Source organism: Pontibacter sp. HSC-36F09 (assembly GCF_024171605.1).
Taxonomy (GTDB): domain Bacteria; phylum Bacteroidota; class Bacteroidia; order Cytophagales; family Hymenobacteraceae; genus Pontibacter.
In genome coordinates this window covers 757,942-775,684 of the sequence record NZ_JALKAA010000002.1, presented here as the reverse complement: position 1 = coordinate 775,684, position 17,743 = coordinate 757,942, and the positions used below count along the sequence as shown (strand labels likewise).

At 49.5% G+C, this 17,743-nt stretch carries 17 protein-coding genes and 4 tRNA genes; 12 read left to right on the top strand and 9 right to left on the bottom strand.

Features of this window, described 5'->3' with window-relative positions; all coding sequences use genetic code 11:
- Nucleotides 1-6 precede the first annotated feature (6 nt).
- The 4 genes from L1278_RS09370 to L1278_RS09355 all read left to right on the top strand — a co-directional run bounded on the left by L1278_RS09370 (nt 7) and on the right by L1278_RS09355 (nt 3,154).
- Nucleotides 7-390 (top strand): response regulator, encoded by a 384-nt coding sequence (locus L1278_RS09370; RefSeq protein WP_007653774.1) that lies wholly within the window; start codon nt 7-9, stop codon nt 388-390.
- On the top strand, nt 391-666 hold the full coding sequence (locus L1278_RS09365; RefSeq protein WP_188499640.1) for a hypothetical protein: 276 nt from the start codon (nt 391-393) through the stop codon (nt 664-666).
- Entirely contained in the window at nt 663-1,424 is a 762-nt protein-coding gene (locus L1278_RS09360; protein WP_253403159.1) for an MBL fold metallo-hydrolase, read from the top strand. Before L1278_RS09365 ends, L1278_RS09360 begins: the two co-directional genes overlap by 4 nt.
- Nucleotides 1,425-1,582: 158 nt before the next feature.
- Nucleotides 1,583-3,154, top strand: coding sequence for an NFACT RNA binding domain-containing protein (locus L1278_RS09355; protein WP_253403157.1), 1,572 nt, complete (start codon nt 1,583-1,585; stop codon nt 3,152-3,154).
- Between the two features lie 754 nt (nt 3,155-3,908).
- Here the strand turns inward: L1278_RS09355 and L1278_RS09350 are convergent.
- Together L1278_RS09350 and L1278_RS09345 are read right to left on the bottom strand one after the other, a co-directional pair.
- A tRNA-Leu gene (locus tag L1278_RS09350) sits at nt 3,909-3,990 on the bottom strand.
- Nucleotides 3,991-4,127: 137 nt separating this feature from the next.
- Entirely contained in the window at nt 4,128-6,380 is a 2,253-nt protein-coding gene (locus L1278_RS09345; protein WP_253403155.1) for a TonB-dependent receptor, read from the bottom strand.
- Between the two features lie 370 nt (nt 6,381-6,750).
- Here L1278_RS09345 and L1278_RS09340 point away from each other — a divergent pair, with 370 nt between their 5' ends.
- From L1278_RS09340 to L1278_RS09330, 3 genes are all read left to right on the top strand, one after another.
- A complete protein-coding gene (locus L1278_RS09340) occupies nt 6,751-7,512 on the top strand; it encodes an ABC transporter ATP-binding protein (RefSeq protein ID WP_253403153.1) in 762 nt (253 codons plus the stop codon).
- A gap of 56 nt (nt 7,513-7,568) precedes the next feature.
- On the top strand, nt 7,569-8,927 hold the full coding sequence (locus L1278_RS09335) for a hypothetical protein (protein WP_253403151.1): 1,359 nt from the start codon (nt 7,569-7,571) through the stop codon (nt 8,925-8,927).
- 76 nt (nt 8,928-9,003) lie between these two features.
- The gene (locus tag L1278_RS09330; RefSeq protein ID WP_253403149.1) at nt 9,004-9,393 is read left to right on the top strand and encodes a hypothetical protein; all 390 of its coding nucleotides are present in this window, start codon (nt 9,004-9,006) and stop codon (nt 9,391-9,393) included.
- A 64-nt stretch (nt 9,394-9,457) separates the two neighbouring features.
- On the opposite strand, the gene L1278_RS09325 is transcribed toward L1278_RS09330, so the two are convergent.
- The 4 genes from L1278_RS09325 to L1278_RS09310 all read right to left on the bottom strand — a co-directional run bounded on the left by L1278_RS09325 (nt 9,458) and on the right by L1278_RS09310 (nt 11,582).
- Nucleotides 9,458-9,530: transfer RNA gene (locus L1278_RS09325), tRNA-Lys, on the bottom strand.
- Nucleotides 9,531-9,761: 231 nt separating this feature from the next.
- Entirely contained in the window at nt 9,762-10,376 is a 615-nt protein-coding gene (locus tag L1278_RS09320) for a DUF4403 family protein (RefSeq protein ID WP_253403147.1), read from the bottom strand.
- Nucleotides 10,377-10,692: 316 nt separating this feature from the next.
- Nucleotides 10,693-11,037, bottom strand: coding sequence for a plastocyanin/azurin family copper-binding protein (locus tag L1278_RS09315; RefSeq protein WP_253403145.1), 345 nt, complete (start codon nt 11,035-11,037; stop codon nt 10,693-10,695).
- The gene (locus L1278_RS09310) at nt 11,034-11,582 is read right to left on the bottom strand and encodes a DUF4142 domain-containing protein (protein ID WP_253403143.1); all 549 of its coding nucleotides are present in this window, start codon (nt 11,580-11,582) and stop codon (nt 11,034-11,036) included. The genes L1278_RS09315 and L1278_RS09310 overlap by 4 nt, the downstream gene beginning before the upstream one ends.
- 151 nt (nt 11,583-11,733) lie before the next feature.
- On the opposite strand from L1278_RS09310, the gene L1278_RS09305 reads away from it, so the two are divergent.
- The 4 genes from L1278_RS09305 (at nt 11,734) to L1278_RS09290 (ending at nt 15,494) form a co-directional block, all read left to right on the top strand.
- Nucleotides 11,734-12,585 (top strand): cyanophycinase, encoded by an 852-nt coding sequence (locus L1278_RS09305; RefSeq protein ID WP_253403141.1) that lies wholly within the window; start codon nt 11,734-11,736, stop codon nt 12,583-12,585.
- A gap of 194 nt (nt 12,586-12,779) precedes the next feature.
- Nucleotides 12,780-13,439 carry a sigma-70 family RNA polymerase sigma factor gene (locus tag L1278_RS09300; protein WP_253403139.1) on the top strand — a complete coding sequence of 220 codons (660 nt, stop codon included), beginning with the start codon at nt 12,780-12,782 and terminating at the stop codon, nt 13,437-13,439.
- Nucleotides 13,440-13,541: 102 nt separating this feature from the next.
- Nucleotides 13,542-15,137 (top strand): FAD-dependent oxidoreductase, encoded by a 1,596-nt coding sequence (locus tag L1278_RS09295; RefSeq protein ID WP_253403137.1) that lies wholly within the window; start codon nt 13,542-13,544, stop codon nt 15,135-15,137.
- 12 nt (nt 15,138-15,149) lie between these two features.
- On the top strand, nt 15,150-15,494 hold the full coding sequence (locus L1278_RS09290; RefSeq protein ID WP_253403135.1) for a hypothetical protein: 345 nt from the start codon (nt 15,150-15,152) through the stop codon (nt 15,492-15,494).
- Nucleotides 15,495-15,747: 253 nt separating this feature from the next.
- On the opposite strand, the gene L1278_RS09285 is transcribed toward L1278_RS09290, so the two are convergent.
- A tRNA-Lys gene (locus L1278_RS09285) sits at nt 15,748-15,820 on the bottom strand.
- A gap of 57 nt (nt 15,821-15,877) precedes the next feature.
- Nucleotides 15,878-15,950, bottom strand: a tRNA-Lys gene (locus tag L1278_RS09280).
- Nucleotides 15,951-16,019: 69 nt separating this feature from the next.
- Here L1278_RS09280 and L1278_RS09275 point away from each other — a divergent pair.
- Nucleotides 16,020-16,757, top strand: coding sequence for an SH3 domain-containing protein (locus L1278_RS09275; RefSeq protein ID WP_253403133.1), 738 nt, complete (start codon nt 16,020-16,022; stop codon nt 16,755-16,757).
- 138 nt (nt 16,758-16,895) lie between these two features.
- Here the strand turns inward: L1278_RS09275 and L1278_RS09270 are convergent, their stop codons facing one another.
- The gene (locus L1278_RS09270) at nt 16,896-17,705 is read right to left on the bottom strand and encodes an SDR family oxidoreductase (protein ID WP_253403344.1); all 810 of its coding nucleotides are present in this window, start codon (nt 17,703-17,705) and stop codon (nt 16,896-16,898) included.
- Nucleotides 17,706-17,743 lie beyond the last annotated feature (38 nt).

The following is a 17,743-nucleotide window of genomic DNA, read 5'->3' as shown; positions in this document are numbered from 1 at the left end:
AATCCCATGGCAGACAACAAGACCATCCTGATCGCAGAGGACAGCTCCGTGATCCTGAACCTGACAAAGAAAATCCTGGAGCTTCAAAACTACAAGATCCTCACGGCCAAGAATGGCAGCGAAGTGATCAAACAGGTAGAAAACAACAAGATCGACGCCATCCTGATGGACCTCAACATCCCGATCAAGAACGGTATGGAGTGCTCTAAGGAAATCCGCGCGCACAAAGACGAGCAAATCTCCAACATTCCGATCATTGCGGTGACCGGCAACGCCAACAACTATACCATGGAAGACTTCAAGGAAGTGGGCATCAACGAATACCTGCCAAAGCCACTTGATTTCGACATGCTGGTACAGACCGTAAAGAAGCACACCGGCGAGTTGTAGATGGAGCTGAAGTACACGCGGCCATTTTTAAATAAGCTGGAGGATATTTTTGCGGAGTCGGATTTTGTGCTGCGCTACGAGAAGGGAAATTTTAAAGCGGGCTACTGTGTGCTCAAAGACATGAAGGTGGCTGTCGTGAACAAGTACTTCAGTCTGGAGGGGAAGATCAATTGCCTGTATGACATTCTGAGAACCATCACGGTAGATGAAAGCCTGCTGAGCGAAAAGAACCGACAGCTTTACCAGGACATTCGCAACCAGGAAAGAACCAATTGAAAGTAACGCTTTTAGGCACGGGCACTTCGCAGGGCGTACCGGTTATCGGTTGCTCCTGCGAAGTGTGCCGATCTGTTGATTACAGGGACAAAAGGCTACGGGTATCGGTGCATTTGCAGGTAAACGGCAAGAGCATCATCATCGACTCCGGTCCCGATTTCCGCCAGCAGGTGCTGCGCGAACGTATCCGCACGCTCGATGCCCTGGTGTTTACCCACGAGCACAAAGACCACACCGCCGGTCTCGACGATATCCGCGCCTACAACTTCTCGCAGCACAAAGACATGCCCCTCTACGGTGAGGAACGTGTGCTGGAACAGCTCAAACGGGAGTTTGCCTACATCTTTTCAGGTATACAGTACCCCGGCATCCCCCGGGTGGAGCTCCGCCCGATTACGGAGGAACCTTTCGAAGTGGAAGGCGTCCATTTTATACCGATTCGGGTGAAGCACTACAAACTGCCCGTGCTGGGTTACCGTGTGGGGGACTTCACTTACATTACCGACGCCAACTACATTTCGGAAGCTGAAAAAGAAAAAGTGAGAGGCTCCAAAGTGATCGTGCTCAATGCCCTGCGCCAAGAGCCGCACATTTCGCACTTTTCGCTACAAGAGGCTGTTGAGCTGCTCGAGGACCTGCAACCGGAACGCGCCTACCTGACCCATATCAGTCACCTCCTGGGCCTTCACCGCGAAGTAGAACTCACCCTCCCCGACTTTATCCGACTAGGCTACGACGGTCTGCAGATTGAGGTATAGTTTGGAGATTCTTTGGCTTCCTGACATAAGACAGAAGACTATTTCAAAAGAATTAAAGAATAAGTCTTGATAGAATGTCTAATCGGATTCTTTCTACTTTCCTTTTTCGGGCAGTTATCTTTTGTCTTTCGTCAAATAGTCCTTTGTCATTTTAGCTCATGCACCAGAATTACTACTTTTTAAGGCAACTTTCCGAACAACTGCGAAGTCAGCTGGTGGGGATGGAAGTGATTACCTGCTTCAGTCAGAACAAGGACGAATTGGTCATTGGTTTTGCTGCTGGTGAGCAGGAGCTGTACATCCGTGCTGCACTTACTTCGCACTTTTCGTCACTTTCCTTTCCGACTGAATTTAAGAGGGCCAGGGCTAATACGATCAATCTGTTTGGTGAGCTACTTGAAAAAACCGTGCAGGATGTGGTGCAGCACCTGAACGAACGAAGCTTCTATTTGAAGTTAAGCAAGGGCTATATCTTACTTTTCAAACTTTTCGGCAACCGCTCTAACATCGTGCTTTTTCGTGGCGACGAGCCGCTTAAGCCCTTTCACAAAAAATTCGGTGCCGACCTGGAGCTAAACCCACTGCAGATGAACCGGCCCATCCGACAGAACTTTGAGGCATTTGTCGCTGTTGATGGAAATCTCAAGAAAGTATACCCGACCTTCGGCGACCTGCCCGCACTATACCTGGAGCAGCTAGGGTATAGCAACGCATCGCTCGAAGAAAAATGGGAACTGGTGCAGGCCATGCTCGAGCAACTTGAGGCACCGGAAGCATACTACGTCATCAGACTCAACGGCAAGTTGCGGCTCTCGCTGCTCCAATTAGGTGAAGTGCTGCAGGTATACGACAACCCAATCGAGGCCCTGAACGGCTTTACCCGCAGCTACCTGAGTGAAACCGGCTTTGAACAGCTCTTTGAACAGACGCAGCAGCAGCTTCTTAAAAAGCAGCGCGCCACACAGGCGATACTGGAGCAAACAGAAGCCCGTCTGCACGAGTTACGCCACGGCCGCTCCTACTCCCAGATCGCCGATATCATCATGGCTAATCTGACCAATATTCCGCCGCGCGCCACCGAAGTAGAGCTCTACGACTTCTATACCGACCGACAGCGTAAGTTCAAGCTCAAGGCCACGGAGACACCCCAGAAACAAGCCGAGCGCCTGTACCGCAAAGCCAAGAAGCAACACGTGGAGATCAATCAACTTGAGGAGCGGCAAGAGCGCAAACTTGAGGAAGCCATTGTACTGGAAGACGCCCTGCAGGCATTGGATGAGGCCAAGACCTACAAAGCGCTCAAGCTATACCTGAAAGAGTACGCCCATCTGCTCACCACTAAACAGCAAGCCCAGCAGGAAGCGCCATTCCGCCTATTTGAGACAGAAGGTTTTAAGATACTAGTTGGCAAAAGCGCCCAGAACAACGACCTGCTCACGCAGCGCCATACCTACAAAGAGGACATCTGGCTGCATGCCAAAGACGTATCGGGCTCGCATGTGGTGATCAAGTACCAGGCTGGCAAAGCTATACCTGCCACCGTGCTCGAAAAAGCCGCTCAACTGGCCGCCTACTACAGCAAACGCAAAAGCGACTCGCTCTGCCCTGTGCTTTATACTCCAAAGAAATGGGTTCGCAAGCCCAAAGGCGCCCCCGCAGGCGCTGTAGTTGTAGAGCGTGAACAGGTGATGCTGGTGAAGCCTGAGAATCCGTTCGAAAGGAAGGTATAAGTCAAAATCTATACATAGGGCCCCTTCTTCAAGGATTAACAGGATTAAATTACCTTCCCTAACCCTCCTTTTATATAGAGCCCCTACCCCCTGTGGACTTCACCCCATCCCAACCTTGCCCTTTTATCGAGGGCCCCTACCCCCAAAACAGGGAAAGGAGCCTGCCGCTGCCATCTGACAGGCAAAGGCGTTGTAGGTCCGGTTTTGTGTGCACGATTAACATCCCCCTGCCCCCTTCGAAGGGGGACTTTCCGCCGTTACTACCTTACAGGTATAGCTTTGTAGTTGCCGCAATTTGCTACTCCTTCTGATTATACCCACCCCTGCCCCTCCCCAGAGGGGAATCTCACCCACTACTATTTTACAGGTATAAGTGCTGTAGGATTTGACACATATTTCACGCACCACTTGCAGGTATAGCAAGACTAACTTGCCCCTTAAGCTATGAAACAGAAAGCTTTAGCCAGGTGCACCATTACGACTACCCACTGTTCGAGCGTTCAGCGAGTTTGGGGAGTCTTGACCTTTTTGCTTACTTTTTGTGTCAAGACAAAAAGTGAGGCCCGCCCGGCCAGGGCAAGCTATAGAACAACATAGGTTCCTATACCTGCGAAAGGCAAAAGCTAAAAATCTATACCTAGGCCAGAGGCCTCGCTATAATAGTCACGAGCGAGGACGCTCGCGCCATAAGCTATACCTGAACAGGCCTTAAAAGCAAAAAAGCCCCATTCAGTTAAGAACAGAGCTTTTAGAGTGCGCGCGGGGAGATTCGAACTCCCACACCCGAAGGCACCACCCCCTCAAGATGGCGTGTCTACCAGTTTCACCACGTGCGCAGCTGATTAGGTTTGCAAAAGTATACTGCAGAATTGAGAATTGCAACTGCCAGACTCTCACAAGTACACTTTTTTAACACACGATCAGCTTCTCAATCGCAGTCTATAGCTTATTCCCCAAACAGTCAGGCTGATAGCTATTGCGGTAAGGTATAGCGAATGCCCAGGAAAAACCGCCGACCCTGCATAGGCGCATAGTTGTACTCCGTGTCGAAGCTGTAGACGTAAGGGTTGTCTACCTCCACTTGCTTGTCAAATGGATCAAATGGGCGCATAAGCGGGTGCTTGGGCATGAAATTGAACAGGTTTTTCACGCCGCCGTATACCTCCAACCCCTCTCCCATGGTCTTGGTAGCTTGCAGGTTCTGTAGACTAAACCAGGGTGACATCTCAGGTCTGAAATCTTTTTCCTGCACCGGCAAGTACATTGGGCCTTTTACACTGCCCGTGTAGTCGAGCGTGAGGCCGAGATGTCTGAGCTGGTAGGATGCGGTAAAAGTGCCCGAAAAACGTGGTGCGTGCAATTGCGGAATACGCTCTTTCTTCCCCTCACTTGTGTTCTGCACCTGGTATACATCCATCAGGGTAGCGCCAGCATGCAGGCGCAGCGGGAACGTAAAAGCCAGTTCTGTGTTCAGGGCTATACCTTTGGAAATGGCATGCCCGCTCAGGTTGTCGTAGAAGATCTGCGTGTTTTTCGTTAGGAAATCAGCGATGATCTTGTTTGTGAAATAGGTATAGAAAACCGACCCTTCCAGGTTCAGAAATCCACTGCCAAGCGGAATGTAGCGCTGGTAATTCAGGTTGGCGTTGTAAGACTGCTCCGGCTTCAACTCGTTCCGGATAACTACTTCGCGGGCACCCGTCAGGGCGGCGTGATCTTCGGTGAACAGGTTGACCACACGATAGCCATTGCCCATACTCAGTCGGAAGATATTGTCTTCGTCAGGTGCCCAGCGCATGCTTAGTCGTGGAGAAAAAATACCCCCGTGTTCCGAATGAAAGTCGTAGCGCAAACCGGAAAGCAAAGTAAACTTATCAGAAGCCTTGAACTCGTGCTGGGCAAAAGCCCCTGGCAGGGAGGTGCGATCAGGCTGATTTTCGTCATCTTCGCCCCGATGCGTGGCGGGTGTGTTATCATCGTACCAGGTATAGCGGTAGGTTCCACCCAGCAGCAGCTTCTGCTTTGCCCCAAGATCACGGTCCCATACCAGCTGCCCAAAGCCAACGCGCTGGTGCCCTCTGTAAGCTGTCTCGCCGTAAGCGGCATTCTGCTGATGATCATTATAAGAAAAGCTGAACAGCAAGTTCTCAGGTATAGGCAACTGGTAACTACCCAGCACTTCATAGCGACTCGTATACACCGACTCGCCGTATACCTGATCTCCCCCACGGTGCACGGGCTGCCAGGGCATTTCTCCACCAAAACGGTCTTCGTAATAATAGCGAGCTGCCAGGTTGGCCACACGGTTCTGGGGACGGTTCAGGCTCCATTTGTTGAAAATCGAAAAGCGGTGCTGCAACGGTATATCCGTAAAAGTATCTTTGTTTACATCGCGCCGGTCATCAAAACGGAAATAATTGGTGCTCAGCATGGTCGAGACACCATTCCAGCGTTTGCTATACCCCACATCGGCGTTCAGTTCCCGGTGTGAGGTATAGAATAGGTCGGCAGAAAGACGAGGCGCCGTAGCAGGACTTTTGGTGATGATGTTGATGAGCCCTGCCACCGCCTCCGAGCCATACAGCGTGGAGGCTGGTCCCTTCACTACCTCTACCCGTTCAATCAGACTGTTTGGTATACCACTCAGACCATATACTGTGGAGAGGGCACTTACGATCGGCATTCCGTCTATCAGCACCATGGTATAGGCTCCTTCCATGCCGTTGATGTGGATGTCACCGGTGCCGCACACATTGCAGTTGATCTGAGGCTGCACCCCGTTCACAATTTCAAGCGCTTCGAAAATGGCCGGGGTCGGATTCTTCTGAAAATACTTGGAGGTATAGACCTCCACCGGCACCGGCGACTCCAGCAGATACGTTTCACGCATGGTGCCAGATACGACCACTTCGCGCAAACGGGCATCCTGGGGCTGCAACCGGACTTTCACAGTCGCTACACCGCCAGGTTCTACCTTTACTGCCAATTCCTGCGCCCTAAACCCGATTGCGGATACGCTAATTTTTTGTTCGCCGGCCGGCACTTGGTCCAGTTCAAACCACCCTCTCTCATCAGCAGTAGTCCCAACATTACTCCCAACCAGACCAATGCTGGCAAAGGCAGCAGGCGATTCACCCGCCACTGCGTGTCCCCTTATTTTGCCGGTTTGAGCATTCACAATGGTGGGAATCACTAACAAGATACAAATCAGGTATAGGTTCTTCATTTTTTAATAGGCTTATCTTCGTTAATACGAGACAAACTTAAATGAAAGTTTAGATTTGCTTATACTTATTTTTTAGATTACTCTAAAAACATAATTTCTTTATCGTTGTTTAGGCAACATACCCGTTGCAAGTTTTTGGTAGTGAAAGGCTTGCGGAATTAACTTTGAAAAAACTCGAAACATTTGAGAAGTACCGAAACCTTATGCATAGCTACCAATGTTGGTTTAAAATCAAAGCGCATAAAGTTTTGAGGATGTCGGTGCCCTCAAGCTTAAGTTTCGCATTTAATGTTTGGACTATTCCTGGGGTATAGCTAAATTTATACCTTCATAAAGAATAGTTATATTACAATATTTAGCCAGGGAGTGTATGAGTGTAGAGATAAAGGGACTATCCAAAGCGTATGGCAACAAACATGTATTGCAATCGCTAGACATAACAATAGAACAAGGCCAGTGCTACTGCCTGCTCGGCAAAAACGGCGTTGGCAAAAGTACCTTTCTCAACAGCATTCTCGATCTCATAAAGCCTGACTCGGGCACTATTTCGCTCTTTGGCAAAGACTACTTGAGTAACCCGCTTGAGGTAAAGCAGGATCTGGGCGCTCTTTGCGAAGACAATCCGCTTATCGAAGAGTTTACAGGATTGGAGTATCTCAACTTTGTGGCGAAACTGTATAAGTTGCCTGAAGACGAAGCGCAGCAGCGCATCAACAGCCTGACCAATTACTTTTTTACGGAACGTGAGTCGCTACATAAAAATATTGCGGGCTACTCTACCGGCATGAAAAAGAAAGTAGGCATTGTAGCCGCTATTCTGCACAAACCACGTGTGCTTATCCTGGACGAGCCCTTCACAGGCCTCGACCCCATCGCGGCGCAACTGCTGGTGAAACTGATCCGCAACTACAGCACGCCAAGCCGTGTGGTACTTATCTCGTCGCATGACCTGAACTATGTAGAGCGTGTTGCCACGCACATCGGGGTGCTCAACGACGGACAGTTGATGTACAACGGATCGGTACAGGAGTTTACTATGAACGGTGAGGCGCTGATCGACCAGGCCTTATTCCAGTTGCTGCTACCGCACCACACCGCTGCCGACGCCGACATCGACTGGATGCTTAACTAGTGAAGAGTTAAAAGTTATCCAACTCATAGCTCTTAACTTTCAGCTTTTACCAAAAAATGGATCTGATTTTATATTCCTGCAAGGCGAGACTAAACAGCTATTTCCGGCACAAGAAAATGCAACGGGTACTCCTGCTTGCGCTGGGCATTGTGCTGTCGGCTTTCTATGCCTGGCTGATTACATTTCTGCTACAGCAGGCCAGTGAAGGCGGCCTGAATATGGATGTCAGCCAGATGCTGGGCTACACCAACCTGCTGCTGCTGTCGTTCACGATATTGCGCGGTTTCTTCCCGGCCTATATCCCGAAAGCGGATTTTATTAACCGCATCTACCCCATCAAACCGCTCAAGCGCTTCTGGACCGAACTGATCGTGGAGTTGGTATCACCCTTCTACTTTGTGCTGCTCAACTTTCTGTTGTTGCTCTGCATGATGTCACCTGACTATACCTTGCTGCACCTGACGCAGAGCTTTCTGGTGTTTCTGACGGCCCACATTACGAGGCGGTCGCTGCAGGTGTTTATTGAGCGACGCATCAACTGGCGCGGCAGCGCTTTTTGGGGAGCCGTGGTGATGGTGGGCGCCTTTATAGCCTTGGAGGCCCGCGCGCCCATGTTTGAGCCAGTGACTTCTGTGATGATGCTGGTAGTGCACCTGGCTTCGCTTGCCTGTTTCCTGCTCGCGAACTACCTGCTGGAGCAGGCTGCCTACGAGCCGAAGCGCCGCACTGTGAATTACAGCAACGATGCCCGTCGCAGCCTGGGATGGCGCCTTTTCAAAAACCACAAAATGGCGAAGCAACTGCTACTGTTCGGGCTGGGCTTTAAGGTGCTCATGCTCGGCATCGACGCAACGGTATACTCGGCCAAGGGCATCCACATGCTCGACAAGAACATATCGCTCTGGCTGTTTGTGGGTCCTCTCGTGATCTATACCTACGTGTTCAACAATGTATGGGGATTCTATAAAAACCTGTGGCTGACAACAGAACGAGCCACCGGAAGCTACAAAGAATTCCTGAAGGCCAGTCTGCTGCCGCTGCGTATGCCCATTCTGATAGACGCGGCCATTGTGGTGCTGTATGTGGCTTTCTTTAACCACAAGCAGGCTACCTTTATTTTGCTGATGTACAGCGCCGCCGTGCTTGTGTTGACTCCCATTGGTATCATCGCTTCGTTCACCAGCCCTAAAATGGTGAAAGGCGGTATCCTGAGCTTCAGCGCCAAAACCTCATACCTATACAGTTTCATTTCCATCATGCTGCTGGGTTTGCTGTTTTTGCCCTTGCTGCACCCCATGTTGTACATGGTATACCCGGTCGTGATTGCCCTGACCATTTTTGCCATGGTAGCGGTACTGCAGGAGTACAAGCAATACAAGTACAAGCTGTTTGAAACGCTTTACAAAACCGAATAAACCGCACACCGAACTAAGTGTGTAGCAATATTGTCATTGCAATAGCCTGACACACCCCACGGGCAAACTCTATCAGATGGAATTCGATTACGACAAATTTTTAGCCGAACTGCAAGCAAAGGAGCTTTCTAAAGAAGAAGCTGCTCAAGCGGTTTACCAAGAGATACGGGATGCTGAAAATCAAAAGGCTGGCTTTCTGGACCAGGCCACCGAAAATCCGGATTTTTTCACCTACATCGGTAGCCAGGTAGACAGCTACATTACGTACCTGAAAGTGCTGCACAACGAGTTTACGCCTCAGGAGCATAGTGCTCCCGATGAACAGGTATACCGTCCTGACATGGATGTAATTAACCGCACTTTGGAATTGGTGCAATACCTGGAAAAGGTGGAGCAGGACAAGTTGGGAACAAAGGAACTAACCACTCAAAAGACCAATCTGAATATGACCAGTGCCGATATTTGAATACCTTATAGGAACAAAAAAGAAAGGCTTCTTACGTTTCGTAAGAAGCCTTTCTTTTTTTAAGTGATCCCGCTGGGATTCGAACCCAGGACCCATACATTAAAAGTGTATTGCTCTACCAGCTGAGCTACAGAATCAGTACTTTTTATTCCCCGTGTTGGGAGTGCAAAAGTAGGCCTTTTTCTTTAATTCCCAAAGCCTACTCTCTTTATTCATTCTACTTACGGTAAATGTATACAACGCTGGTGTTTCATTTTGGTTTAATCTCCCTAAGCATCAAGCAATTACCGGCAAGCTAAAAAAATATCTCTACAGCAAAATAAAGCGCGTCATACCGGATAAAATCTTTTCCGGACTTGAATCACTGGTTAAGCAGGCAGCAGTGCACTCAAGTCAAACACATCTACTTCTACTTTTGCCCGCAGCTCCAGGTTCAGGAACATCCGGTTGGCTTTTGGTGTGATGTCATGCACCCGCACCTCCTCTACTGCACCGGTAAGCTTAAGACCTTTCAGTTCCATACCTGTTCCCAGCATACCGTTTGCCTTGATCAGTTCACCTCCAATTATTTCGGCCAGATTTACTCTTGCCTTCTGGATGATCTGGTTGTAGGCCACCTTGTTGACCAACACCTCGAGTGAAGAATTATAAAAGCGGCTGGAAGTCTGGGCCTGCATGTTGAATCTGTGGATGTATACCTGCTGCGTGGCATTGTCGTAGCCGGGTGTTGCCTGCACAAAGAGTTCCACATTGTCGCGCTTGAGGATGGTTCGCAAAATCCGGATCCTGACTCGCAGGATAATGTCACCTGTACCGGAGCTGCTGCCGGCCAGCCCGACATCCAGGATCTGCGCGTATGGAGTTGCATCTGTATCTTCTGAGGGCTTGGGTATGTATTCGCCAACCAATTGCTTCCTGAGCACACTCTCCAAAGCAGGGTAAGAAATAGTAACCGGCACCTGAATTTTGACAAAGTTTTCCATGTATAGACTTTAGGTATACAAAGGCATTTAAACTCAAAAATGCTCAAAGGGTTTGAGGTGATAGAAAACGGTAGAAATAAAAAGAGCCCCAAACGCAGGTTTGAGGCTCTTTAGAAGTGATCCCATTGGGATTATATTAAAGCACACAAAGCTTTATAAATCAATGATCAAATTTTAGATATACTAACCTGGTCTCGAATAGGCTACCTCACATCCGAGACATAAAGTTAAGATTAAATCCTTAAAACCAAATAATACACCCGGGCGCCATCTGTCAAATCAGGCATCCACAAACAGAATTACTATCCCCTTGCCATCACTTGACCGTTATCGTGCCTTTCATAACGGGGTGAAAACTGCAATAGTAACTGGCGCTGGTTTTCATAACTTTCTTCCATGAGCTTTTGGCTGCCAGAGGCGGCGACTTCCACGTCTTGCCGGATGCTTCAGTCACGTCGTGGGTAACCATATCAAGGTTTATGAAAACCACCGTATCCCCGGGCTGCACGCTCAGATTGGAAGGGCTGAACTTCATCCTCACAATCTCTAAGCGGTGCGTTTTAGTTGCAGGCCTTTCTTGTAAGGTGGGGAATCCCGTCAGCAGAAGCAGCGCGCACGGAAACAGTACCCTATGCATGGCCACCAGCATGGGGGTCATCATTTTTTGGACATTTTTTGTTGTATCATTTTTGCATGCTCCAGGTGTGCCTCCAAGGCCGGCACCACAGACGTCAGTAAATCCTTTAACTCTGCATTCTCTGTCTCCGGAATTAGGAGATCTTTTACCGCAGAAATAACGGCAGTATGGTAAGCCACTTCATTGTCTATATAAGCCTTGTCGAAAGCCTTTCCTGACTTAGCACGCAGTTGCGCTTTGGTTTTCTCCGCGTCGGCCTTCAACTGCTTGCTGACCGCATTGTCCTTAGGAGTAACGGATAGCTTTTCCGTCAGCGCGACCGCCTGATCGATTACGGCTTGATGGTCATTAGCCATGGTCCGGGCAAATTCTAATATCTGGGTATCCTTAGACTTCTCTTTGGCAATAGCGGCAAAATCAATGTCAATCTGGTTGGCCGTCACGGCTGCCGAAGCTACCTCTGCATCCGATAGAGTCGGGTTCCCCTGCGCCAGCACCGTGGACTCCAAGGCGAACACGCTAAGTAAAAGTGCCATGGCCTTAATGGTAATCTTCTCAAAACGTTTCATATTTTCTGATTTAAAAGTGATTAGATAATCATTGGAGTAGCTGGCTCGTAATAAGTTACAAAAGTGATCATCGTATTTTGGGACGGTGCAGGAAAGAGCCCATGTTGTAACCTATACCTGCCATGGGCACTCTAAAACTTAAAAAGAACCCATGGGACTACCAAAAGGCAAAATCGTGGCGATAGGCGGTAACGAGGACAAAGGCACCCTGCCCTCGCCTGCCGAAGCCCACCTGCGTGATCAGGTGCTCTTTTTTGAGACTGGCATCCTGAAACGCATTCATGATGAGCTGCACGGAATCGGCACTCGCATCGAGGTCATCACCACAGCCTCGCATATACCGGAAGAGATGGCCCAGGCCTACTTTGATGGTTTCCTGCTGTTGGGCTGCGACAACGTGGGCGCCTTGCACCTGCAAACAAAAGAAGACATAACCAGACCGGAGAACCTGGAGCGGTTGCGAAAAACAGATGCCGTCATGTTCACAGGAGGCGATCAGCGCAGGATTACGGAGGTTTTTGCAGACTCTCAGGCGTTGAATATCTTACAGGAAAGATATTGGCAGGAGGAAAAATTCCTGATCTCGGGGACCAGCGCAGGCGCTATGGCCATGGCCGAAATCATGATTTTGGGTGCCGCAGAACAAAACGTGTTGGTGAAAGGGGCCGTCGAGCTAGGCAACGGATTAGGGTTCCTGAAAAATGTGATGATCGACACCCACTTTGTGAACCGTCGCCGCATTCCCAGAATGATTGAAAGTCTGGCCGCCCATCCAACCCTGATTGGAGTGGGGCTGGGAGAAGACACTGCTGTACTCATCACAGATGGGAATTGTCTGGAGACCATTGGCTCGGGTTTGGTGGTACTGTTTGACGGCAGGCACTTAAAGGAAAATAACTATGGTCACCTGGCGCACGACGAACCGATCTGCCTGGAGAATATGATCATGCATGTGCTGCCCAAAGGAAAGAAGTTCGAGATACAATCCGGCCTTCTCATCTAAAAGCTTCGCACACTTCATTGCTTCTGCTATAGCCGCAATAAGTACTTAGCTGCGATTTTGTAACCAATGGCTTCTCTTCTTACTCTAAATCAAAAAAGCATTCATTCTAAAAGACAACTATTTATAAGTGGGCGTGGTATTCTGGTATACACCTGATACAGTACCAGTTACATTCACTTACAATCTTAAAAATCATGCATAAAACAGAAGCCGTGGTCAGCTATGCACCGGACAGCGAAATTGTCTCGAAGATAAAGGCCGGTGAGAAAGATCTGTTTGAAGTCCTGATCAGGCGCCACAACGGAGCGCTCTATAAAGTGGGCCGTTCTTTCGGGCTTTTGCATGATGACGTGCAGGATCTGATGCAGGAGGCTCATATTGCAGCCTACCTGAATCTGGGGAAGTTTGAGTCACGCGCCGCCTACAAAACCTGGCTGATCAGAATAATGCTCAACAAGTGCTATCACTTGACCATGGAAAAATCGCATAAATCCAAATCCGACTTCTCGGAGGTCAGCCATACCGGAGAGGTAAATTTCACGGAGAAGAATACGTCCTCTGATGGGCATAGAGAAGTGCTGAACCGTGAGCTTGGTCGGGTGCTGGAGGAGTGCATTGAACAGCTTGCCCCGGAGTACCGCACTGTGTTCGTACTGCGTGAGTTGGAGGGCCTCAATGTAAATGAGACGGCCTCTGTGATGAGCATCACAGAGGCAAATGTTAAAGTGCGTCTGAACAGAGCGAAAAGCATGCTGCGTAAGAAGCTGGAGAGCTGGTATCCGAAGGCGGCAGTGTATGAGTTCAACCTCATCTACTGCGACCAGGTAGTAGAGAGGGTTTTCCAGAGAATATGAAGTCCCTGACTGCCAGGCAGATCAAACCGGATGGACACAAAAATGCAAGGTGACAATACATTCTAATATTGATTCTTATACTTATACTTTTACCAATCATCCATGGAAACACGATCTTTTTGGGAAGCCACTACTCCCCAACGACCTGTTTACCCTACCCTGGAGGGTGACCTTCAGGTAGACGTAGCCATTATTGGCGGCGGCATAACCGGCATTACTGCTGCGCACCAGCTTGCCAGGGCAGGCAAGAGCGTGGCGGTATTAGAGGCCCGCAGAGTGGGAGGCGGCACCACTGGTTGGTCTACTGGCAACCTGTATGTACCCGTGGGCCCCTATCTCCATCACATCGCCAAAACCAGAAGTCAGGAGGTGGCCAGTACCGTTGCGCAGGCAAGGTTCACAGCCCTGAATTTTATTGAGCAGCACGCCCAACAGTATAGCATTGACTGCCATTTTGCGCGGCGGCCGTGGTACTTCTTCACGCAGGAGGAAGACATGGCGTCTACCATTGAAAAGGAGGCCGAGACACTGCAACAGGCAGGTATGGCCGCTGAACTTGTGACGCAGGTACCAGGTCTCAGTTTTGACAGCGTTAAACGGGCTGTCCGAATGAATGGACAAGCGCGTTTCCACCCCTTGCGGTATGTGTTGGGGTTGGCAAAGGCAACCACTCAAATGGGCGGCCAGATCTATGAGCACACCACTGTGCTGGACCTGAAGGAGGAAGATGACCACTGCCTGCTGACGACAACACAAGGTACGGTGACCTGCAACCAACTGATCATTGCCACACACATTCCCATTGGTATCCATACAGTGCAAACCGTGGCCGCTCCTTATCGAAGTTATGTAGTAGCCATGCGCCTGAAATCGGGTACCTACCCGGATGCCTACTACTGGCACAACGACAAGACCCACCACGCCATTACTACTCACAGCACTAACTCCATGGAACTGGATATGCTGATGATAGCCGGTAATCACCATAAAACCGGACAGGCTTCGCACCAGGAGTACCAGCATTATTTCAACGAACTCGAAGCCTATGCCCGACAGCACTTTGATGTGGCCTCTGTGGAGTTCAGGTGGTCGGCACAGCACTACCGCTCCGGGGATGGGGTACCTTATATCGGGCTTACCCACAAAGGGGCGAAGCGAACGTACATTGCCACCGGCTTCTACGCAGATGGGCTCACCTACGGCACCGTAGCCGGCATTCAATTAGCCGAAATGATAGCGGGCGAGAAAAGTCCATGGCTGGGGGCATTTGACGCAACCAGAGGCACCAACCTGGCAACTGCAGGTCAGTTTATCAAGGAAAATGCCAACGTTGCGGCGCAGTACCTGAAAGACATACCCGCCGGGCAGGCCAGCCATTTCTCTGACATAGAGCCGGGCGAGGGCAAAACCATAGAGGTGGATTCAGAGAAGCTGGCCGTGTACCGTGACGAGCATAGCCAATTGCATATCTGCTCTGCAGTCTGCACCCACATGAAGTGCATCGTGAACTGGAATAACGCTGAGAAGACCTGGGACTGTCCCTGCCATGGAAGCCGCTTCATGATAGATGGGAGTGTGATTGAGGGGCCTGCTATTCTCAATCTGGAACGGAAAGCGATTGATCCCAGAACCGGTCACTTAGTCGATTCAGGTGGCAAAACCTCAGGTGAACGCGAAATCAATAACCCTATCACATAAACTCCGAAAGCCATGAATCTGATTTATACCTCCATTGGTTTTTTCGCGCTGGCCGCGTTGCTGGGTATGTACCTCCTCACCTTTGTGCTCCGTGGCAAAGAGACTCCGAAGGCCATTGTCTTCTCCCATGGCCCCATGGCGGTCGTCGGACTGGTGCTACTGATCATTTACATTGCCAAAGGAGGCCCTAACCCTTGGGAGAGCTTAGTACTCTTTGTGCTGGCTGCACTAGGAGGTCTGTACATGGTTTCCCGGGACCTTACAGGTCGCCCTATACCTAAAGTGTTAGCCGTCGGGCATGGGTTGCTGGCGGTGGGTGGCTTTGTACTGTTGCTGGTTTTCGCGTTCGGGAATTAAGCGGGAAAAGGAGCTAAGCTTTTACAAAACATCAAGGCTCTTGGAACGAGTCTGTCTCTGGTTCTCCCGCTATACCTTCCTTCATTCAGGTAACAGAAAGTGTCAGAAGGATTATAAAAAGGCTTGCAAGTTATTCACTTGTAGGCTTTTTGTTATACAACTGACCGGATGAAGGATCAATTTTACTCTCAACCGTTATGATCCCGCTGAGCATAAAAAAAGCCCCATCTGTTAAGATGGAGCTTTCTATTTGTGATCCCGCTGGGATTCGAACCCAGGACCCATACATTAAAAGTGTATTGCTCTACCAGCTGAGCTACAGAATCGGCACTATGTGTTAGTAGGTAAAAAAACGCTTTATCGAAACAAAGCGCTTGTATTTGTGATCCCGCTGGGATTCGAACCCAGGACCCATACATTAAAAGTGTATTGCTCTACCAGCTGAGCTACAGAATCTTTTACTAACTTGCATTCTCAGGGACGTTTCCCTTAATTGCGTTGCAAAAGTAATAGCTATCTGTTTAAATGCAAAATCTTTGGTTCAAAATCTCTGGTTTTTTGCTCCTTTTTTTGGCGCTAAACACCGAACCAGTTTATAGTCAGACAGATAATAAAGCGCTTTCACAAGCTGATTCCCTCTTCAACAGCCTGCAGTATACAGAGGCTTTCACGCTCTACGACTCGTTGTTGCAGCACCAACAGGTATACACGCCACAGATGCTCCTTAAAATGGCTTACATCAAGGAAAGCACGCGCGACTATACCGGGGCCATGTATTACCTGCATCTCTTTTACAAGAAGCAACCAAGCCGTTCGGTCCTCAAAAAGATGGAGGAGCTTGGGCAAACACATCGCCTGAGCGGTTATGAGTACAACGACCTGCAGTTCTTCAAAACACAGTTCAGCAAACACTACATGCGGATTCTGGAACTGATGCTGTTGGTCGCTGTAGTGACTGTCACGGTTATGTTTGTAAGTTGGCGCAAAGGGCACCGGTTCAGCCAGACATTCAAATTGGGGTTTATGCTATACCTGATCTTCATCCTGTACTACATCAATTTCCTGAACCTCGGCGACGCAGGCATTATCCGCAACGACCAGGTAGCGATCATGTCAGCGCCCTCGGCCGGAGCAACCTGGGTAGCCACCGTTTCTCAAGGGCACAAAGTGCCTATCACGGGCGAGCAGGATATCTGGTACGAGATTAAGTGGAAAGGTGAAAAAGCCTATGTGCGCAAGCACAATTTACTGGAACTACCGTAGTTTCTGACATAAGACAAAGTACTACTTGATAAAGGATTTTGGTTTATCGATATAAATAAAAAGAGAAGCCCGAGAGCTTCTCTTTTGCCTTACTAAAGAATTCTTAAATTCTTCCTCTATTGTCAAATAGTCTTTTGTCTATTTTTTCAATGGTGAGTCTTTCTCTTTCGCCATCACATTGTATACCAATTTATCGGCCAGGCTTGGGAAGAGCTTGTTTACCCATACGGCCATTTTTCCTTGTGTCGTCATCACGAGGTCGCGTTTGCGTTTGATGGTGGCTTGCAAAATGCGGTCTGCCACTTCTTGGGCGCTCATCATTTTTTGTTCGTCGCGCGGGGTTTCGCCTTGCTGTTGGCCATCGGCGGCGAGGGCAGTATTGCGGATGTTGGAGGCTGTGAAACCCGGGCAGGCAATCAGTACATGCACACCGGAGTGAAGCAACTCTGTGCGGAGCGTTTCCAGGAAGCCGTGCATGGCAAACTTAGAAGCCGAGTAGCCGGTGCGGGCAGGAAGCCCACGGTAACCGGCGATAGAGGAAATACCAATAATAGAACCTTTTGCAGCCTGTATATAAGGCAACGCAAACTTGGTGCTGTATACTGTCCCCCAAAAATTAATATCCATTACCTTGCGCAACACGTCCAGGTCGAGGTCTTCGAAAAGTGCGCGCATGGAGATACCCGCGTTGTTGATAAGGACATCCAGTTTGCCATACCTGCTCACCGTTTCAGCCACCATGCGCTCGCAGTCGGACTCGACACTCACATCGGCGTTGATAGGCAAATTATCTATACCTGCCGCCATCAGTTCCTGTGCAGTCTGGTCGAGGTTCTGTTGGTTACGGCCGGAGTAGGCCACCTTCGCTCCTGCCTTACCAAAAGCAAACACCAGCGCCTTGCCTATACCTGATGTACCACCCGTAACGAGCACTACCTTATTTTTCATCATTGTCAGATCAGCTTATACCTTGCCCACATCGCCTG

Excerpts from the sequence above, each read along its gene's own strand:
- L1278_RS09335 (WP_253403151.1), top strand. The coding sequence starts at position 7,569 with ATGGATCTGATTTTATATTCCTGCAAGGCGAGACTAAACAGCTATTTC.
- L1278_RS09345 (WP_253403155.1), bottom strand. The coding sequence starts at position 6,380 with ATGAAGAACCTATACCTGATTTGTATCTTGTTAGTGATTCCCACCATT.
- L1278_RS09300 (WP_253403139.1), top strand. The coding sequence starts at position 12,780 with ATGCATAAAACAGAAGCCGTGGTCAGCTATGCACCGGACAGCGAAATT.
- L1278_RS09320 (WP_253403147.1), bottom strand. The coding sequence starts at position 10,376 with ATGGAAAACTTTGTCAAAATTCAGGTGCCGGTTACTATTTCTTACCCT.
- L1278_RS09310 (WP_253403143.1), bottom strand. The coding sequence starts at position 11,582 with ATGAAACGTTTTGAGAAGATTACCATTAAGGCCATGGCACTTTTACTT.
- L1278_RS09305 (WP_253403141.1), top strand. The coding sequence starts at position 11,734 with ATGGGACTACCAAAAGGCAAAATCGTGGCGATAGGCGGTAACGAGGAC.
- L1278_RS09290 (WP_253403135.1), top strand. The coding sequence starts at position 15,150 with ATGAATCTGATTTATACCTCCATTGGTTTTTTCGCGCTGGCCGCGTTG.
- L1278_RS09330 (WP_253403149.1), top strand. The coding sequence starts at position 9,004 with ATGGAATTCGATTACGACAAATTTTTAGCCGAACTGCAAGCAAAGGAG.
- L1278_RS09355 (WP_253403157.1), top strand. The coding sequence starts at position 1,583 with ATGCACCAGAATTACTACTTTTTAAGGCAACTTTCCGAACAACTGCGA.
- L1278_RS09315 (WP_253403145.1), bottom strand. The coding sequence starts at position 11,037 with ATGATGACCCCCATGCTGGTGGCCATGCATAGGGTACTGTTTCCGTGC.
- L1278_RS09370 (WP_007653774.1), top strand. The coding sequence starts at position 7 with ATGGCAGACAACAAGACCATCCTGATCGCAGAGGACAGCTCCGTGATC.
- L1278_RS09365 (WP_188499640.1), top strand. The coding sequence starts at position 391 with ATGGAGCTGAAGTACACGCGGCCATTTTTAAATAAGCTGGAGGATATT.
- L1278_RS09340 (WP_253403153.1), top strand. The coding sequence starts at position 6,751 with ATGAGTGTAGAGATAAAGGGACTATCCAAAGCGTATGGCAACAAACAT.
- L1278_RS09295 (WP_253403137.1), top strand. The coding sequence starts at position 13,542 with ATGGAAACACGATCTTTTTGGGAAGCCACTACTCCCCAACGACCTGTT.
- L1278_RS09275 (WP_253403133.1), top strand. The coding sequence starts at position 16,020 with ATGCAAAATCTTTGGTTCAAAATCTCTGGTTTTTTGCTCCTTTTTTTG.
- L1278_RS09270 (WP_253403344.1), bottom strand. The coding sequence starts at position 17,705 with ATGAAAAATAAGGTAGTGCTCGTTACGGGTGGTACATCAGGTATAGGC.